Below are 18,950 nucleotides of genomic sequence, written 5' to 3'. Positions count from 1 at the left end.
GGTCGGCCAGGGCGCTCCCGTTGCCGCCGGCGTACACCGTCACCTTGGGCAAGTCCTGACCAAGCCCGCCGTTTTCGACCGTCACCCGCGCGGTGCTTCTGGCCAGCTCCCGGATCGCCTCCCGCTGCTCGTCCGAGAGCGTCTTGGACCGGCGCCCGAACTCCAGCACTTGGCGCCGCACCTCATGGGGCGCGTCAACGCCCTGGATGGCCGCGGACCGCTGCGGACTGCTGGTCACCGGAGGGGCGCCCTCATCCACCGTCGCCTCAACGCCCAGCGGGCCAACCGGCTGACCTTCCAGCTCGTTCACGTCCCGCCCGCCAGGACGCCAGCTGACCTCCTGCGTCCGCGGGTCCCATGTGCCGGTACGGTCCAGCTGCTGGTCGTAGACACGCACGACGGCTGCCGCACTCACGCTTCCGGTGAACGCGACCTCCTGCTCGGTCGTGAGCCTGACTTGCTCGTTGAGCCAGTACATCGTGCCGCGGATGTCGACCCCTCGTGGGTCGGCGTTGCGAGAGGAGTCGATCTCGTAGCGGTACCGCTTGCCCCGGAACCACAGTTCGGGATTCCTGGTCGTGGAGACGAACTGCGCCGGTTCGCCACCGTAAAGCCAGCCCTGGACATCGACCACGTTCCTGGTGTCGTCAGCGACGAATCCGTGGACGAAGACGTGGTCGGGTGCCTGATCGGAGAAGCGCCACAGAACCTCGCCGGGACGGCTCTCGACGATAGCATCGCGCTCGTCAAGCTGAATCAGGCTGTAGTTGACCGCCGGAGCCACGTCCGCGTCCTCCTGCCCCTGCGTGGACGCGGCGGTCTCCTGGACGCCCATCAGGATGTCGTGGACGCTGTTCTCGACCGAGCGGACGGCGGAGGCGTCGGGCGTCTCCTCCTCCGGCTCCTCGTGGATCGTCGGAAGAAGGGGCAAGCGGGGTGCTGAAATGGGGGACTGCACCACCAGGGGCACCGGCGCGGGCTCCTCGGACTGAGGCTGCGCGGTCGGAGACGCCTCGGCCTGGGACACGTCGGGCTGTCGGCCCAGGGACGCCAGAATCGTCTCCAGGTCGTCGACGAGCCGGCCGTCCTTCATCGGGAGCATGCCGATCAGACCGTCGGGAACGTCGACCTTGAGCACGCGGCGGACGCCGCCGACCGGTTCGGCGACCACCGTGAGGTTGAAGCGGTAGTAGCGGAACGGCCGGGTAGCCTCCCGGTTCTCCTCGACCGTCGCAGCGGCGGCCGAGACGAGCTTGGACTCGTCGGAGGTGCGCATTTCCCAGGGCAGCCGTTGCAGCAGGGCGGTGTCGCCGGAGCCGCCACCGCCTTCGGGGCCGCCGCCGTAGTACCAGCCCTTGATCGTCTCGGTCGTGTACTCCTCGTCCTTGTCGACCTGCTGGTACCTGCGTGCCTTGAACTGCACTCCCTGCTCGGGACCGATCACCTCCGCACCGGTCAGTTCGAAGCCGACCTTCACCGTCCGGTCGCCGACCTTCACCTCGTACTGCTGCCTCAGCAGCGCCTCGATGTTCGGGCGGAGCATGCCGTGACTGGTGTGGTGGTCGTAGGCCAGGCCCTCCTTGGACGTGAAGTCGATGCCGGGGATGTCCCAGATTCCGTCCTTGGTCAGGTCCGGGTCGCGTACGGCCCGCAGGGCGGCGACCTTGACCCAGCGGTTGACCGCGTCCGCGGCCCGGACGTCCCAGGGGTGGAGATTGGTGACCAGCACTTCGGGCGCGGGGGCGGAAGGGGTGGCGGGCCGCTCCCAGCGCGGGTTCTCGCCGTGGACCCGCTTGAACGGCACGGGGATGTCCGGCCCCACCGTCTCGCTGGTCAGGTGCGTGGGCACCAGCAGCCGTACGCTGCCCGGGATCGGAGTGTGCAGGCCGTCGTCGTACCAGACCCAGGGCTCGTTGCCGTGCCAGAAGCGCGCCCAGGCGTCGCCCCGGTCCAGGCCCGAGGCGACGGCTCCGGTGACGAAGCGGGTGCCCTTGACCAGGGCGTGGAGGGCCTCGGGGAGTTTGTGGGTGGTACCCGTCTCGACCCGGAGGGTGAACCGGTGCTCGAGCTCCTGGGAGTCGTCGCGGGTGTTGCCCCGGTAGATGTCGAGCTTCTTCGTGAGCTGGGTCTCCGATGTCACCTGCGTGTTCAGGTATCCCGCGACCACGTCGCCGCCGCCGTGGCCGTGCGTGTGGGCCGCGTGGTCGTCCTCGCCGCCGCGTGCGGTGAAGGCGACGCCGACGCCCCGCGACAGCGACTGCTTCTCGACCGTCTTGTCCTCGGTGATGCTCTCCCCGCGCAGCGTGAGCTTCACCCCCGGGCGGTGCCGCTGGGCGTGTGCGGGCTGAATCTCCGTCACCGACACCCGCACCCACAGGTAGTGGGTGGTCCCGGCGAAGCCCTTGATGGGGGTCCACGTCCACTTGCCCGTGTTGAGCAGGGAGTCGAAGTCGGTGATCAGCGCCTCCGGGCGGAACGCCGCCTCCAGCGTGCGCAGCAGCGGGTCCGACGCGCCCGCCCGGTCGCCGGTCCGCGGACGCAGCAGCCCCCGCTCCCGCAGCCGCCGCTCGATCTCGGCCATCACACCCTCGGCCCGCAGCACCTCGGGGTGCGCGCTGGTGCGCGGCAGGATTCCGTCGTTGAGGTAGTTGCGGGCGATCGGCGGCGCCTGCGACGTGCCCTGACGTTCCCCGGCGTCCTGCCTGCCCGGCCTGTCCAGCAGTCCGGTCTCGACGAAGCGCGACGAAGCGGCCCGCGCCACCTCGATCAGATGCGAGGAACCGGCCTCCGTCGTGTCCTGCTGAATCTCCTGGTTGGGCTGCTGCTGCTCGCCGGTCCGCTGTTCGGCGGTCTGCTGCTCGCCGGTCCGGGTCTGCGCCTCGGCCGTCGGCTGCTGCTCCGCCTGCGGCTGCGGGATCTCCTTCAGGTGCTGCGGCAGCACGTCCTCGACCCTGCGCTCGGGCAGCAGCAGGTCCATCGCGTCGGTGAACCACAGGTAGCGCGGTTGCTCCTCGACGACCTTGTCGCCCTTCGAGCGGTTGACGGTGACCTCGATGGCCGAGTGGGTGCGGTAGCGCGCCGGTGTGCCGCCGTAGGTCGCCCGGGTGATCTCGATGTGGCCCTTGTCGACATCGTGGGAGGTGCTCCACGACTTGCCCGCGTCCACGTTTGCCAGCAGCGTGACCCGGCCGCCCGGCTCCGCCCCCTCGTGCGTGCTCACGGGGTGGGTGCCCGCTTCGTCCGAGCCTCCCGAGGACGCGGCGCGCCCATACGCAACGAAGGAGTCGTCCTTTTCCTCGGTGATCTGCGCGCCGCCGCTGGCGTCGGAGCCGAACCGGAACTGCGGACCGGCCATGGCCTGCACTCCGGCCGAGCGTGTCCTGTCCCTGACCCGGGTGTGCTTCCCGATCGCCTGGGAGTACTGCTCGATCTCCGTCTCGCCCCCGGTGTCCTCCAGCCGGCGCGGCTCGTACGCCCGCAGCCGGAGCCTCACCACCGAACGCCAGCCGCCCTTGGCCGGCAACTCGAACGTCCAGCCGCGCTCACTGGTGAGCAGGCCGAAATAGGCAGTCAGGGTCTCGGGCCGGGTCGCCTCGGTGATCTCGGACGGCCAGTGGATCTCGTTACTGAGCCACGCCTGCGGCAGCCGGTGCAGCCGGGCGTACAGGCCGGCGATCGTCCGGGGCAGGGCCGGCATCACCAGGAACGTCGGATACAGGCCGGAGGTGCCGGAGGAGAAGTCTAGATACCGCCCTTCCGCGGGCCAGCGCCGCAGTGCTTTGAGGCTGCCGGCGACAGCCGCTTCCGACTCGGTGACCGGGGTGACCGGGCCGTGCTCGTGCGGCACGACGATCTGCGCCACCAGGTCCCCGGGCGGCAGGTCGATCCACCACTGCTCGGGTTGGAGGTTGCGGCCGTCGTCCACGTGCAGTGACAGGTCGTAGACGACGTCCATGAGGTGCTCGTCCACGGAGCCGACGTTCTCCATGCGGCGGTAGGTCTTGCTGGTGCCGCTGAAGTTCTCCCCCTTGCCCCAGCCCATCCTGCCCAGGAGCCGGAGTCCGCCCAGTTGGAAGCGGAACCAGTCGGCGACGCTGAAGCGCACGCCGCCGCCGACGCCGACCTGGACGGACCATTTGTCCTCGACGCCGCCGGTGACCGTCTCGCCGACCGCCGCGCGGGCGTTGACGGTCATGGGGTAGCTCGTCACACCGCGCGAGTCCAGCAGGTGAGCGCGCACCGACAAGGTGACCCGGCCCTTGCCGACGTCGATGGTGCGCTTCACGCCGGCCATGACGTTCGACAGGTCGCCTTCCAGGGACGGGCGACCGAAGTGGACGGCCAGTTGCCGGTCGACCGCGGACCAGTCCACCTTGCCGAGGCCGCGCTCCCGCACCACCTCCTTGAGCCGCGCGCGGAACTGGTCCTCCACCATCTCCGCGCCCGGCAGAGCCGCGGCGACCGCGTACCCCAGGCCGCGCCGGGTGGCCAGCTGCAGCGACTCGCGCGGGTCGCGGACCGGCTGGTAGTCCGGGCGCAGCCGGTCGGGCCGGACGAGGGTGCGCACGGGCTCGGTCTGCGACAGCCGCAGCAGCGCCCGGACGTGCGGTTGCGACTCGACGGGTCCCAGCTTCTCCCGCTGCACGCCGAGGTTCTGTTGCACGTACGGGGTCCGCACGGCGCCCAGCGACCTGGTCTCGAAGTCGGCGGCGCCCCGGCCGTCCCGCCACGGGACGCCGATGTCGGCGTTGACCGGCACGGGCGGCAGAACGGTCTCCAGCGCGCGGTGCGTGTCGGATGTCCAGATGACCTCGATTCCCATGACGGCCCGGTAACGGGCCTGGGCCTCGGTCATGTTGAGGATGGTGTGCGCCAGCGGCTGCGAGGTGAGGCGGTAGTTCCAGCCCCGGGTCGAGGTGCCCGTGACAGTGAACTGCGGTGCCAGGCCCTTGCCCACCGTGTGCTGGCCGTGCGCGATGGCCGACGGGTCCACCAGCCCCACGACGTTGACTCCGGCTGTCAGCGCCGCCGCGCTGTCGCCGCCCGCGCCGTGGATCGCCGCCAGTCCGACGCCCATGTCCTCGCGGGTCTTCACCCCGTCGGTGATCCCGAGGAACTGCAGGCTCTCCAGCGAGATCCGTACGCGGAAGTGGCCGCTGAAGGCGCCGAAGCCGGGCAGGTTGATCCCGCGCTGGATCTTGTTGGACGGGTCGCCGCTGGTGAGCCACCACCGGCTGCGGTTGCGGGCGGTCTGCTCGTTGAGGGTCGTCCTCACCTCGTGCATGACGTCCCGGATGGCCGCCGTGCTCAGACCGGCGCCGTGCAGGCGGCGCTGGAGCCCGGCCATCACGGGGATCAGGTCGATGGCGTTGAGCAGCTCGCCGGTCAGCCGTGGCCGGGCGGGTTCGGTGGACTGGGCCGGTTCGACCGGGGCGTCCATGTTGGGCCGCGGTTCGGCCGGGTCGGTGTAGACGGTGGGGAGGTCGAGGTGCAGCCTGCGGTCGACGCGCGTCCCGGTGCCCTGCTCCTCACCGTCCACGAACACCCTGACGCGTACGCCGCTGCTGAATCCGGTCGACCCGTCGAGGAACAGCTTCTTCCCCGTGATCACCGTCTGCTTGACGCCCGACAGTTCGGTCTCCGACGACTCGGTGGCAATGGTCGGTACGCCCAGGACCACCGTGGAGGCGGCGGCGGAGGACACGTTGATCGCCGTGAGGAGGACCGAGTCCGCGACGTGGGAGACGGTGTGGGACCGCTCGATGGCGGCGGAGGTGGAGTTGAACCGCACACTGTAGGTGCGCACCGGGTCCGCGGGCCCCTCGGCCGGCGGCAGCGGCTTGATGTCGTCGAGCACCGGGCGTATCCACACCAGCTTGCCGCGCGGTTCGCGGATCGCCAGCTTCTCGTGCGTCTCCGGCTTGCCGTGCAGCTCGTACATCCGGCCGAACGTCAGCAGGTCGGACCATTCCTTCGGGTCGTTGACCTCGAGCAGTTCGGCGACCTTGGTCTCGATCTCGGCCGCGAGCTTCGGGTCGTTCACGGCGTAGGCGGTGCCCTGCGCCGCTTGGGCCGAGATGACGGGACCCCACTGTTCGACCTGCTTGACGGTGGCCTCGCCGAGCATGCCGTGCTCGGTGTACCAGGGGGTGCGCGGCTGCGTCTGCTGCGCGTCGGCCGACGTCTGGCCGCCGGGCGGCTGCGGGGCGGGTTGCTGCTGGACGGGCTGCTGCTGGATCGCCTCGGGCAGGGTCGGCTGGGGGACCGGCTGCTGCTGGACGGGCTCAGGCGGGGCCGGATGCTCCTCGACCGGCTGGGACACAGCCGGCTGCTCCTCGACCGCGTCCCACCACACCGACTCCTCATCAGACGAATCCGACAGTGCCGAAAGCTCATCGACCGACTCGGACACGGCCGGCTGCTCCTCGACCGCGTCCCACCACACCAACTCCTCATCGGACAACTCCGACAGAACCGGCTGGAGCAGGGACGCGGTGCTCTGGGCGTCCTGCCAGGCGCGGTAGGCCACCATGAGGCCCACCGGGTCGTGGTGGCCCCAGGCGCGCAGCGCCTCGCTGTCGAGGGTGAGCCGGAGCTGGGCGGCGGCCCGTTCGGTGACCGCGGGGTGCGGGGTGCTGGAGTCGGCGAGCGGGGTGCCGCGTGCGGTCAGCCGGGCGTCCTGGTACGCGGTGCGCGCGGCTGTGTACCGCTCGTGGGAGGAGAGGAAGCGGGTCCACGCCTCAGCGCGGGTCCGGGGGAAGTGGTCGGGCCGCGGGCCGAGATCGGGCGTGAAGTGCCCGGCGTTCACGTCCAGTTCGGAGAGCCACTGCTGGGGGACGGGCTGGGGGTCATGCGGTCCGGCGGTGTCGAAGGGACCGGTGTACGCCGCCGCCTGGGTCCGGCCGTTCGGGCCGCTCAGGATCAGTTCCAGATCGCGCGGCAGCCGCAGCGTGGGGAAGGACACCGCGTCCGGCCCCGACGCCAGCAGCTCCGCGGGCGGATCGAGCAGCCTTCCCCGGGCGTCCATGTCCAGTGAGTGCACCAGGCCCGCGCCACGGGGCGGCTGCACCAGGACGCCGGTCCCGGCGTCGAACCACCGGACCCGGCTTCCCACGTTGACCGCGTACAGGGGGCGGCCGGGGCCCGAGCCGAAGCGCTCCAGTACGACCAGCGACCGTGCCCCAGGCCCGGACCTGCGCAGCAGGTGCTCCAGCTCCGCGACCGACTCGTCCTCGGTCAGGGCGACCCACGGCCGCAGAGCCGTCTCGACCCGGACCCGGAACGCGTCGTCGGACTCGGTCGCCGTGTGCGGCGCGTCGTCCGCCTGGTCCTCGTCCTCGGTCCGCGCGCGGTCCGGTGCGGACTCGGTCGTCACGGAGGCGGGGTGGACGTCGAGCGTCCGCTGGGTGAGCGGTGGCACGTGGAGGTCGGTCGCCAGGGGTGTCCCGGTGGGCAGCGGGGTCTCGGTGTACTCCCGGCGCCGCTGCCCGATGGACCGCGCCAGGTCGACCGCGGCGTCGTGCCCCTGGTCCCGCAGTGTCTCCTCGACGCGAAGGAGGGCTTCGCGTTGCTCCGCGCGGGCGCGCTCGGCCTCCGGGCCGTCTCCGGTGATCAGCGCGAAGCCGTTGTGCGCCTGGAGGATCGCGGACGCCTGGACGGTGAGCAGGCCGCTCGGGTCCGCCGACTGCGGGTCCGACACCGTGCGGGGCCGTTCGGTGGCCTGGGAGGACCCGGCGACGGGCCCGGCCTGCTCCTGGTGCCCCTGCTCCTCGCCGGTTCCGGACCGGGCCGCCCCGTAACCACCGCCGCGCGTCCACGTGGCGGGGTGGCGTACGGGTCCGGCCGGTGGTGTGAGTTGCCAACTCCTGGTGTGGATCGCGCGGGCTTCGGCGAGGGTCTGCTCGTACCGAGCCTCCATGGCCTGGACGTGCGCCGGCGGTGTGATCAGGCCGCGCAGTTCCAGCGACGCCTGGGGAAGCGTGAACTCGCCGTCGCCGGTGTCCAGGGTGTCATGCCGGCCGCCCGCGACGACATGCGCGCCCGGAGTCCCGTGCCGGGGGTCGTTCCCGAGTGCCGCGTCCAGCAGATCCTGGGCGCTGCGGCCGGTCTGCGGGTCGCGGACGGAGAAGACGTCGAGCGCCGTGCTCTCGTTCACGCCGTGCTCGACGGCGAGCGCCCGGTCGAAGTGCGGCTCGCGGCGCCGGAGGTATCCCTCGGCGAGGGTACGGATGGAGCCGGCGTTCGTGGTGAGGTACAGCCGCGCTTCCGGCGTCAGTTCGCGGAAGACGGCGGCGAGCGGGTTGAGCGCGGTCACCGGCATCGGGTCGTGGCTCGATCCGCCGCCGGAGCCGACCCGGAGCAAGGCGTCGGCCAGGCTCAGGTAGAGCATCGAGCCGAATCCGCGGACGGCCATGAACTGGTGGTTGTTCCCCCACTGGCGGATCACGTCGTCCGGGGCCCGGAACTCGCCGCCCACCAGGCCGACGGCGAGCCGCGTACCGAACTCCACGCTGTCACCGAGGATGTCGGCCGCCGCCGTGTCCCTGCTCTGCTGCCGTGTCCACTCCAGCATCGCGTGCAGACCGGTCACCGGCACGCCGACGGTGAGGGGCATCGAGAGGTCGAGGAGCCGTGCCCTGTCCTGGGCCGGGACGATCTCGGCCGCCCGGCCCAGGTCGGTGAACTCGTAGCCCTCGGACTCCGGGAACAGGCTGAGCAGCGTCGTGCCCCGTTCGGTGTCTCCCGGGACGTGCTGGGCCTGTCCGAGGCGGGCGGTCAGCTCGCCGACACGGGTGAAGACGGTGTGCGCGCGCGTCCGGCCGTCGTCGCCGTGGACGACGGGCACCGGGTCCGTGACGACGGCCGTGGTCCACCGGCGTTCCACGACCGGGTTCCGGTTGCCGCTCCGGGCCGCGTCCGCCTCGGAGCCGTAGACCCGCCCGTCGCTGTCCCCCACGTAGTGCGTGGTCGAGCTGAGCACCACCCGCAGGCCGTGCTGCGGCGCGCGCAGGATCTCCAGACCGTGGTGCTCCACGAGGACCTGGTCCAGGGCGTGGCCGGGCGGGAACACCACCACCGGCGCGTCCTGCCCCTGGAGGGACCCACCGCTGCCGTGGGGCGGAGCACTGACGAGCGGCGGCAGGAAGCCCCCGACGGGCGGCCGCTGGTCGTGCGACCCGGTGGTGTCCAGCCGGAGCGGCGCGGGGACCTCCAGCATGGCCTGGCCGATCAGGGCGGCGGCACTGTCGACATGGACGTCCCTGGAACGCTCGGAGGTGTCGGAGGCGTCGCTGTCGCGCGCCACCGTCCGCAACCGGTCCCGCACGTCCGTGGTGTCGCGGGCGAGTTCCAGCGCCCGCGCGTGCGTGCCTTCCAGGCCGCGCAGGTCCTCCCGCAGCGTCTCCAGCCCCTGCTCCAGCCGCCCGCGGTCCCTTTCGAGGCGCCTGATCTCAGCGGTGAGGCGAGCGATCCGCTCGTCGCGCCGCGTCGACCGCGAGGGCCCGTCCGACGTGGAGGATTGCTCCAGACGGCTCAGTTCGCCCCTCAGGGAGTCCAGCGGGGTCAGCACCATGCTGTCGAGGCGGGCCTGCGCCTCGTCCAGCGCTCTTTCGACACGGTTTCGCTCCGCGCCCAGCCGATCGGCCTCGGACTGCCAGTACGAGGACACGTACTGGGCTCGTACCAGGAGGTCCGGCAGGCGGGGGTCGGCGAACAGCAGGCGCTCTTCGCGGCTGCTGACCTCGTTCCGCAACGCCCCGGTGAAGGTGTGCCGCTGGTCCCACGACGTCCGGTAGAGCCGGCGGAGGTCGGCCTGGTCCAGCGCGTACAGGTCGATGTCGCGGCGCAGGTCCGGCGGGATCAGTCCCTGCTGCTGCGCCAGGTCCGCGGTCAGCGTGGTCTCGTCGAAGGTCACCGGGTCGAAGTGGTACACGCGTCCGGAGGGCGCCGCCCAGTGGCTGCGCAGCGTGCCGTCCGGCTGGCGGACGTCGATCCGCACGACCGTGTTCAGCTCGTGGGCGACGTCGCGGGCCAGGTGCACCGGGGACGTATGCGCCAGCGCCACCAGGCCGGGGAGCTCGGCCGGCGGCAGGTTCTCGTCACCGGCGAGCCGCGTGCGGCGCTCGTTGAGGTCGTTGATGACGGCGTTGATGCCCTCCCGCACCCTGCCCCGGTACACCTGCGGGACCTCGGGCCAGGCCGCCAGGTAGCCGTCGTAGCGGGCCAGGCTGGCCCGCGCTTCGGTGGCCGCGGCGTCATCGCGGGCGGCGTTCCGCCCGGTCAGATCACGCCGCAGGGTGTCGGCGGCCCAGCGAACCACCTGGTGGAACGTCCGCTCCTCCAGGTTCATCAGGTCCAGGTTGAGGACCACGCCCTCGACGCGCCCACCGACCTGTTCGCGAATGCGCCGTGCCGTCCACTGCGACAGCCGCCACGCGCTGACGCCCGACGCCGGTTTCCGCTCGGCCTGTGCATGCTCTTGCCCGGGCATGACGAGAGGGTGCTGTTCGCTGCCCGCCGGGACCTGTTCCGGCAGACTTCCGGAAGGCTCCTGACGGCTGAACGCCCCCCTGAGGCGGTCCGCGGTGAGCGGCCGGCCGGTGGATTTCGCCGACGAGGCGATCTGGGCCAGGTGGATCCGGTCCGCGGTGGTGACGGCACCGGCGGGCGGCAGCCCGAGGACATCCCGGACGAGCGGGTCGAGGTGTTCGGCCGTGAGCTGCCCGACGTGCCCGTATTGACGTGTCAGGACGTCGGACAGTCGGCGGACGGCCGTGAGCAGGTCCAGGTCCGGCTCACCCTGCCGCGGGTTGAGCCGACGGGCGACCCTGATGACGTCCCGCATCCGCTCCAGGGTGTCGTCGGGCACCGGGGGCCTCGCCCCTCTCACGCCCGCGGTGACCGGGACGCGGTGCAGGCCCGTCTGCCGTGCCAGGTCCGCCAGGTCCTGCGGCGTGTGGGTGACCCGGTCCTCCGGCTGCTCCTCGAACAGCGCCTCGACGCGCACGAGGCTGCGGACCGGCTGCACCTCGTCGTCGGTCCGGTCCACCTCCGTCAGCAACGCGTGCGCCTGCTGGGGGTCATGGATCCCCAGGTCTTCGACGATCCGCAGGTCGCCGGCGCGCAGTGGCCTGGCCACCGTGGCTTCGTCCCGCTGGAACTCCTCCAGCCGGGCGTCCAGCAACTCCAGCAGCCGCCTGATCATCTCGTCCCGGTGCGAGATTGCCTGGCTCGTCCCTCCAGGGACGGGGAGTGCGGTGACGCGGATCTCCGGGAGTTCCATGCCCTGCCGGTGCCGCCACAGCGCGCCCTTGGCGATCCGGCCGACCAGGTACGCCAGCCGTGCGGCGTCGTCCGCTGACCCCTGGTCGGTGGGCGGGTCCTGCTCGAAGTCCACGCTGGTGTTGCCGAGGCCGGCGGCGACCACCATGACGACCGGGTTGGTCACCGCGCCGGGGGCGTCCGTCTCGTCCAGCCTCGCGCGTGCGTCGAAGAAGGTCTCGCCCTCGGCCCGCCCGTGCATGGCGAACCACCACATGTCGGAGTCGCGCCCCATCTGCTCGCCGGAGAGGCTGAGCAGCGCGCCGCGGGCTCCCGTCATCGCCTGGTTGAGCGTGATCTCAAGCGTGTAGGCGAGGGCCGCCGCGTCCTCGTCCGGTGCCTGGCCCTGCTCCGTCCGCGCGGTGATGTCGTCCAGCTGGCGTCGGGTCTCCCGGATCTGGACGATCCGCCGGGCGAGCTCCACCCGTGGGTCGCGGTCTCCCAGTTCGCCTCGCCGGACCTGCTGCTCCAGCTCGGCCAGCACCTGGTCGATCCGCGGCCCGTAGTGCTCGATCGTGGCCGCGAGGGCGTCGTCGGCCAGGGTCCGGACCCGACGGACGTACGGCGCGTTCTCCAAGGTGATCTGATGCGTGCCGTCAAGGCTTTCGATCACCACCGACGCGAAGTGGTAGCCGAACGTGGTCGGCCGTTCCGTGGAGGCGCCGGGGCCCGTGCGCGAGAAGTCGTGGCTGAACAGGCGCTCCCAGCCGTTGGACTGGTGGGAGACCGCCTGGATGACGTAGGCCTCTCCCAGGTCGGCCCACGCCTCCTCGTTGATGCCGATGCCGCGCACCTTGTCGGCGAGTTGCCGCCGTACCTCGTCGTCGGCCGGATCGGCGCGGTTCAGTGCCGATCCGTAGCTCTGCCCGGGGGTGGGCCATTGCAGCCGCGACTGGTTCCTGGCCGTCTCCGTCAGGGTCTTGGCCCACTGGGGACCGGTCTGCGCCGGGTCGTTCCGGGTGAGCGCGTCCATCAGCCCGGCCACCAAATGGTGCGTTCCGCCGACCTCCATGGAGTCCGCGGCGTTGATGAAGGCGGCGGCCGTCGTACCCGTGCCGCCTTCCTGCGGCGGCCGCATGTCGCGCAGCACGGCGTGGCTGTGGCTTCCGCCGAGCAGACTCTGGGAGAAGTCGCGGCAGACGACGGGCGGTTCGCCGACGAACTCGGGCAACACCTTGAACAGGCGCATCGTTTGGCCGTCGCGTTCGAACTCGACGAACACCTCGTCGTTGAGCACGAGTCGGGTGCCGCCGCCGTTCTGCCGCAGCCGGGCGTTGCCGCGCTCCACCACCTCCGGAAGGGCGTAGAACTCCTGCGGCCGCCCTGCGACGACGCCGATGGCCAGCGACCCGTCCTGGGACACGCGCAGCCGCGGGTGTTCGTCCAGCACGAGCGGCCGGGACGGGCGGTGCACCGGGAACGAGTCGGCGGCGTGTCCGTCCCCGATACGGGTCACCTGCCCGCCGTCCCGGTAGGCGTCCCGGTAGCTGAAGGCGGCGTCGCGCGACCGCTGCGCCGCCGAACCGCCGTGCTGCCGCGTGCCGTCCGGTGTGACGATCCGGTAGTCGTCGATGAACACGGACGGCTGGGCCTCGCCGCGCGGGGGCGCGGTCCGCGTCCGGGACGCGTCGGCCGTGAGAGGCACCGGGACGTGCGCGGAGGTGTCGGCCGGCACCTGGTCCTGGAGCGGCGAAGCGGCCACGATTTCGTCGGTGAGGCTGACCTCGCGGGCGTTGCGCAGCGGCTGCCACTGCGCCGCCTGCACCTCGGTCTGCTGCCGGGACTGCTCCAGGTACGCGCGAAGCTCGTCGATCTCGCTCTGGAAGAGCTCGGCGTACACGTCACCGGTGAACGGCTCGCTCTCGTGGGTCCCCAGGCGCGTCGGACCGGTGAACAGGTTGCGGTGGAACCGGTCCGCGCGCAGTGTGTACCGGCCCCGCATCCGGACCAGGGAGACCGGCCCCTGCTGTTTGACGTGCTGCTCGCGCCGGTAGTTCTCGGTGCCCGCCTCCCCCGCGTTGTTGCTGGTCGTCCGGAGGGTGGAGGTGCCGCCGCTCGCGGTGTGCGGCGGGACGTGCGAGTCGATGGCGCCGGAGCCGCTGATCGACACGTTCCCGGTGGCACGCCAGTTGTCGGTGCTGGCCGAGGCGGTGGTGCCGCTCTGGTGCTTGGTGTAGCGGCCGGTGCCGGTGCCCTTGACCTCACCGAGCACCTGAAGGTCGAACAGCTCACCCTGCATCCGCAGTTCGGCCCGGTCGGAGGAGTGGCCGGGGATGAACAGGTTGGGGTTCAGCAGGTAACTCTTGCCCGCCGAGGCGTGCGGCAGGGAGTTGGCCAGGTGCGTACGCGACAGCAGGACGGGCAGGGACAGGCTGGTACGGGTGGTCGCGCCGTCCGCGTCCTTGCCGAACGCCGTTTTGAGCAGCTTCAGGCCGACTGGGAGTGCGTCGTCCAGCAGCACCCCGGTGATGTAGGCGTCGCCGGGCAGTGCCGGGAGCGGTGCCAGGTCGCGTGCCGGCTGGGGCCCGAAGAAGGGCTTGAACTCGGCGATGCCGCGCGGCACCTGCACGACCAGCGAGCCGGTGGCGGTGTCGGAAGCGACCTGCGAGCGGCTCGGGTCGAGGTTCCGGTACCAGCCGGTCAGCAGGTTGTTCAGCGGCCGCCCGCCCATGTTCAGCCGGCGCACCTCGACGTTGAGGGTATGCCCGAACTTCACCCGGTAGTGGCCGTTCCAGTCGTACACCGTCTGCTCGGTGGTGGCGTTCTCGGCGCGGGTGAGGCTGCGGTGGTGTCCCTCGGAGACGCCGATGCCGCCGCCGGCCGAGGAGTGATCCTGACCGCCACCAATCTTGCCCAGGGTGAACGACTGCGACCCGTCCCTGGAGGTGGTCTTGGCGTTGCTGACGTAGTTGTGCCCGTAGTTCTCGATACCGGTCTCGGGACGGAAGTCCTGGACCTCGAAGTCCGGATCGAGCACATCCTTCAGCTTGATCTCGACGATGTCCGACAGCAGCCAGCCGACCGGGTTGACCAGGTAGAACGTCTGCCCGTTGGCGGAGAGCACGTCCTCCCACATGGCCTTGTCCCGGCCCCGGGCCATGAGCGCCTGCAGGGAGTTGACGCCGCCCTGGAGGCGTCCGATGCGGCGGCCGTCCTGGGTCCACAGCTCCGGGCCCGACGCCAGCAGCCCCGGGGCCACCTCTTCGACCCGCGCCCGGACGATGTCGTACGTGGACAGGCCGTTGTCGTAGGTCAGCTCCTGGATGCCGCTGTGGCCGAGGAAGGTGCCCTCGGGGTTCGCGCCGGTCAGGTACTCCGGCAGCTGGATCTCGCGGGTGATCCGGTCCGGGGCGTCGAGGCTGAGACCGAAGGCGGTGTTGAAGGCGGTGCGGATCTGGGTGTCGAGTACCGGCAGGCCGCCGTTGTCGTGCATCTCCGACAGCATCCAGGCGAGGTTCTCGCGGTCCGGCGGGTTGGTCAGCCCGGACAGCTCCGGCACATCCTGGTTCCACCGGGTCAGGACGGCGGCCAGGGTGTTGCCGCTCAGCTTGAGGGCGCCGGTCCGCCAGCGCTCCATCACCTCGGCGAGTTGTGCGTCGGGGAGGGGGATCCGTCCCTTTCCGTACTGGTCCAGCGCCTCCGGCTCGGACAGCAGGTACACCATCGTACGGCCGCCGTCGGGCAGGTGGCGCTGCTCGCCGCGGTGCGCGGAGGTCGCGAACTTGCCGTGCTTCTCCCGGCGGCTGGTGACGGTGAAGTCCACCTTGGTGCGGAAGGCGTAGACGCGGTTGAAGTCGAGCTGGATGCGCTCCGCGCCGCCCGTACGGCCGTCGGTGACCGAGGTGCCCCACTGCCAGCTCCGGCTCATGCCCAGGCCGCCGGTCGTGGTGCCGGCACCGACGGCGTCACCGACGGTCGCGTCGAGCTGTCCCCACTTGACGCCCTTCGAACTGGTGTCGGTCGTGCCGGTCTGCGACAGCCACAGCCCGATATTGCCCAGCACGAACTTGTCGGGCGTGGACCCCACGAACTCCGACGCGCCCAGCTGTCCCTTGACGGCCACCGCCCCGAAGGTGTCCCGCAGCAGACCGGTGTCGAAGAACTGGTCGGACACGTACTGGTCGTTGAGGATCTCCTTCAGGTGGGACCGCACCTCGACGGTGCTGGTGAACGTGGCCAGTTCCTGGTCCGCGTTGCCCTGGGGACCCACCAGCGAACCGAACACGCCGGTGGCCGCCTCCCGCAGCCCGGAGGCGTCCACGTAGTAGACGACGCCGTTGTCCAGTACCTCCGGCGGGGTCGTGGCCCCGGGCCCGTGAACCGGAGCGGGACCGGCCTGGTCCCGCACGGGCGCCTGGTCCTGCACGGGCGTCTGGTCCTGCACGGGCGTCTGATCACGCGCGGGCGGCTGGCTCTGTTCGGGCGCCTGACTCTGGGCAGGTGTCTGGTTCTGCCCGGGCGGCTGACCCTGCACCGCCGCCTGGTATTCGGCCGCCGGGCCGGCGTGGGCCGTGGCCGGGTCGTGCGCGGGTTCGGGGGTGACGCCCAGGGGCAGCAGGTATGCCTTGGCCGGCTGGTCGGTGAGGTACAGCGGGCCGGGGTCGCGCCGGTCGGGGAACAGCCCCGCTATCCCGCTGCGTTCGAACGCGAAGGTGACCTCCCAGTCACTGAGCAGGCGGAACAGGTCGACCTTGCCCGGGTACTCCAGCAGTTCGGGGCGGCCGTTCACGTAGGTGACGCCGTCCACGGCGCCGACGCCCCGCGACAGCTCGACGCCGACCGCACCGGCCTTGAGCTGGTTGAACAGCGACTTCAGCTGGAGGGCGAACGACAGCTTCCGGCCACCGCCGGTGGACTGCCCGGCGGTGTCCACACCGATGGCCAGATTGACGGTGTGGTAGTCCTCCGTGCTCTGGACGAACGTCCCCCATTCCTGGCCGCTCTTCTGCGCCTTGACGACGACGACCAGGCGGTCCCGGACCGCGTTGATGCCGGCGCCCCCGACGACACGCTCGAAGACGAGGCGCATGCCGTCCTGGTGGGCGGCATCGAACATCGTCTCCAGGCCGCGTTCGGAGATGAACTTGTCGAGGAGCTCCTCGTTCTTGAGCTGGCTGTCGAGTTCGTTGCCGTGCGACCAGAAGTGGCGTCCCGCAAACGCGTTGTGCTCGTCGCGCGGCAGGAAGCCGTGGGTGCGCAGCTCCTCGGCGATCCTCTCGCGCAGGGTGGTCACCGTCTCGTGGGCCACCTCGACCAGGCCCATGCCGATGCCCTTGCCCTCCCGCACGTGATCGGGCAGCGGCTTGTCCTGGGGGTCGTCGGGCCGGGGGGCGGTGCTCACGAGCGCGTCCGGCGCGTACGGCACCGTCCGGCCGACGGGCCGGGGGACGCCGACGGCCTCGGTGTGCCTGGCGACCTCGGTCCGCGGCGCGACCTGGGTCTGCGGGTTGACCTCGGTCTGCGGGACGGCCTCCGTCCGGGGGGTGTCCTGAGTCTGCCGCGCGACGTCCGTGTCGGGCGGAGGCGCGGTGGACGTGGACGCATCGTGCGTCTCGGCGGGCTGTTCCTGGATGATGTGGGCCGCGGCCGACTCGGTCAACGCCGTGATGTCCACCGGGAAGCCGTGCTCGAACGCGGCAGTCTGGGGTAGCCGCACCAGCGCCTGCCCCGACACCGTGTTCGTCGCCATGGACGTGTCGTTGCCGCGCACCGACACCAGCGCGTGGTGGTCGAACTCCACTCGGTACGCCGCCGAGTCCCCCAGACGGGGAACCACGACCCCCAGGCCGGTGCGGCCGGCGGTGATGCCGTCGGAGTTGGACCAGGTGTGGGAGAGGGACAGGTTCACGCCGAGCCCGGCAGGGACCAGCGGCTCCGGAACCAGACCGACTCCGGCCGATCCCGAGAGGGTGCTGGAGTTGTTCACGGTGTGTCCGCCGCCGGTCGCGTCGATGACGGTCCGCACGTTCTCCAGATGCGCCGTGGCGCTGGTCGCTCCGACCCGCGTGCCGCGCGACACGCGACGCGAGTGCAGCTCGATGTTCGCCACCGGCCGGCCGTCGCTCCTGTGCAGCCGGAAGGTGTAGCCCCGTGTGTTGTTGACGGCCTCGTCCAGATGCGCGTCGAGGTTCCACAGCTTCTGCAGCAGCTCGTCGCGGGTCGGATCGCCGATTTTCAGGTCCAGACCCCCGGCGCGCAGCGAGGCCGTGATCTCGTCGAACAGCGCGGGGATGTTGGTGAGCCCTGAGGCGTAATAGCTCGCCGGCAGACGTGTGGGCAGCGTCCCCGGGCCGACCGCGGTGACCTGCTCGGGGGCCTGCTCCAGGTAGTGCTCGGGCACCCACAGCAGCAGGCGCTCGTGGCGCGGGTTCTCCAGCGTGGTGGCCGGGATGTCGGACCAGGCGCGCGTCGAGTTGCCGCGGATCCGCAGCGACCAGTTCGGCTCGTAGGCCAGCAGCGTCGAATCCGACCGGCTGTCCTCGACGTGGCCGCCCTCGGCGTCACCGGCCACGTAGGTGGAACGGCTGGACTGGTTGGCCGCACCGGAGATCCCAAAGCCCACGCCGACGGCGGTGAGGACGGGGCCCACGCCGATGCCGAACGTCAGCGTGGCCGCTCCCCGGGTCGCGCTCGTCGATCCGGAGTGCGACCGCACAAAGGCACCGGTCAGGAAGGTCGCGTTGACAGCCTCGTTGGCGTGGAACCGCTCACGTCCCGGAGCACGCTCATCGGGAAGGGGCTTGGGTCGCTGCTGCGTGGTGTCCGTGGACGCCGTGGACGCCGTGGACTCGGTCTTGTCGGCGTCCGAGGCCTCGCCGTCCTCCTCCGGGATCGGTTCCAGCGCGGAGGGACGGTCGTACGACGCGGACGGTTTGCGCACCGACCGCGGATCGCCCGGATCGAGCGTGATCAGCACCTCGACCGGGCCCAGCGGCACCATGAGCCCGCCGGTGCCCGAGTCGCCCTCCTGCGGCACCAGATAGCGGTAGTTGCTGAGCAACCGCTGCGGCAGCCGGTCCCACACGTCCTCCGGCACGGTGTGCCCGGCGTCGGCGACCATCTGCCGCAGTCGGGTGATCAGCTGCGGCACGTTCGGCAGGCCGGCCCGGGGTATACCGATGGTGCGGACCATCGGGTCGGCGACGACCGCCCCGCCCAGCGCCGGATCGCTCTGCTGCTCCTGCGGTGCCGACTGTTCGGCCGTCGGTGGCGCCGTCTGCTGGGCCGACTGCTGGGCCTCGTCGCCCAGCCGTGTCAGGTCCAGGTGCGGGCCCGGTGTCCAGGGCTGTGTCCGCAGGTCCTCGAACAGGAGGGTGCCTTCGTGGTCGTCGGCACCGTAGAGACGGAATCCCCGGCTCCCGTCCTGCGCCTCGGCATCCTGTGCGTCGCCCGGTGGGACGGCCTCCCGCAGCGCCCCGCTCTCGGCGTCGAACCACGCGCCGTGCCGGCTCGCGGCGACCGGACGGCCGAGCTCCCGCGCGAGCTGCGGAGCCACGAGGTGGCCGTCACGCATCGCGAGCAGCGGCAGCCGGTCCGGAGCGACGGAGGTGATGACGCCGGCCAGGGCCGCCGGTGTCACCGGCTGACCGCGGAAGAAGAGCCGGCCGTCTCTCACCTCGCCGAAGACGAAG

Annotated in this window: 1 protein-coding gene (running past one end of the window); it reads right to left on the bottom strand. The window is 71.3% G+C overall.

Annotated features, from left to right (window positions below; all coding sequences use genetic code 11):
• On the bottom strand, positions 1-18,950 hold part of the coding region annotated (locus VIW71_RS11860) for a scabin-related ADP-ribosyltransferase (protein ID WP_422664581.1) (this coding region is incomplete at both ends). 11,356 nt of the annotated region lie to the left of the window's left edge; 18,950 of 30,306 annotated nt are visible.

Origin of the sequence: Streptomyces sp., from assembly GCF_036524955.1 — a bacterium.
Taxonomy (GTDB): Bacteria; Actinomycetota; Actinomycetes; order Streptomycetales; family Streptomycetaceae; genus Actinacidiphila.
This window is presented reverse-complemented; position numbering and strand designations above follow the sequence as displayed.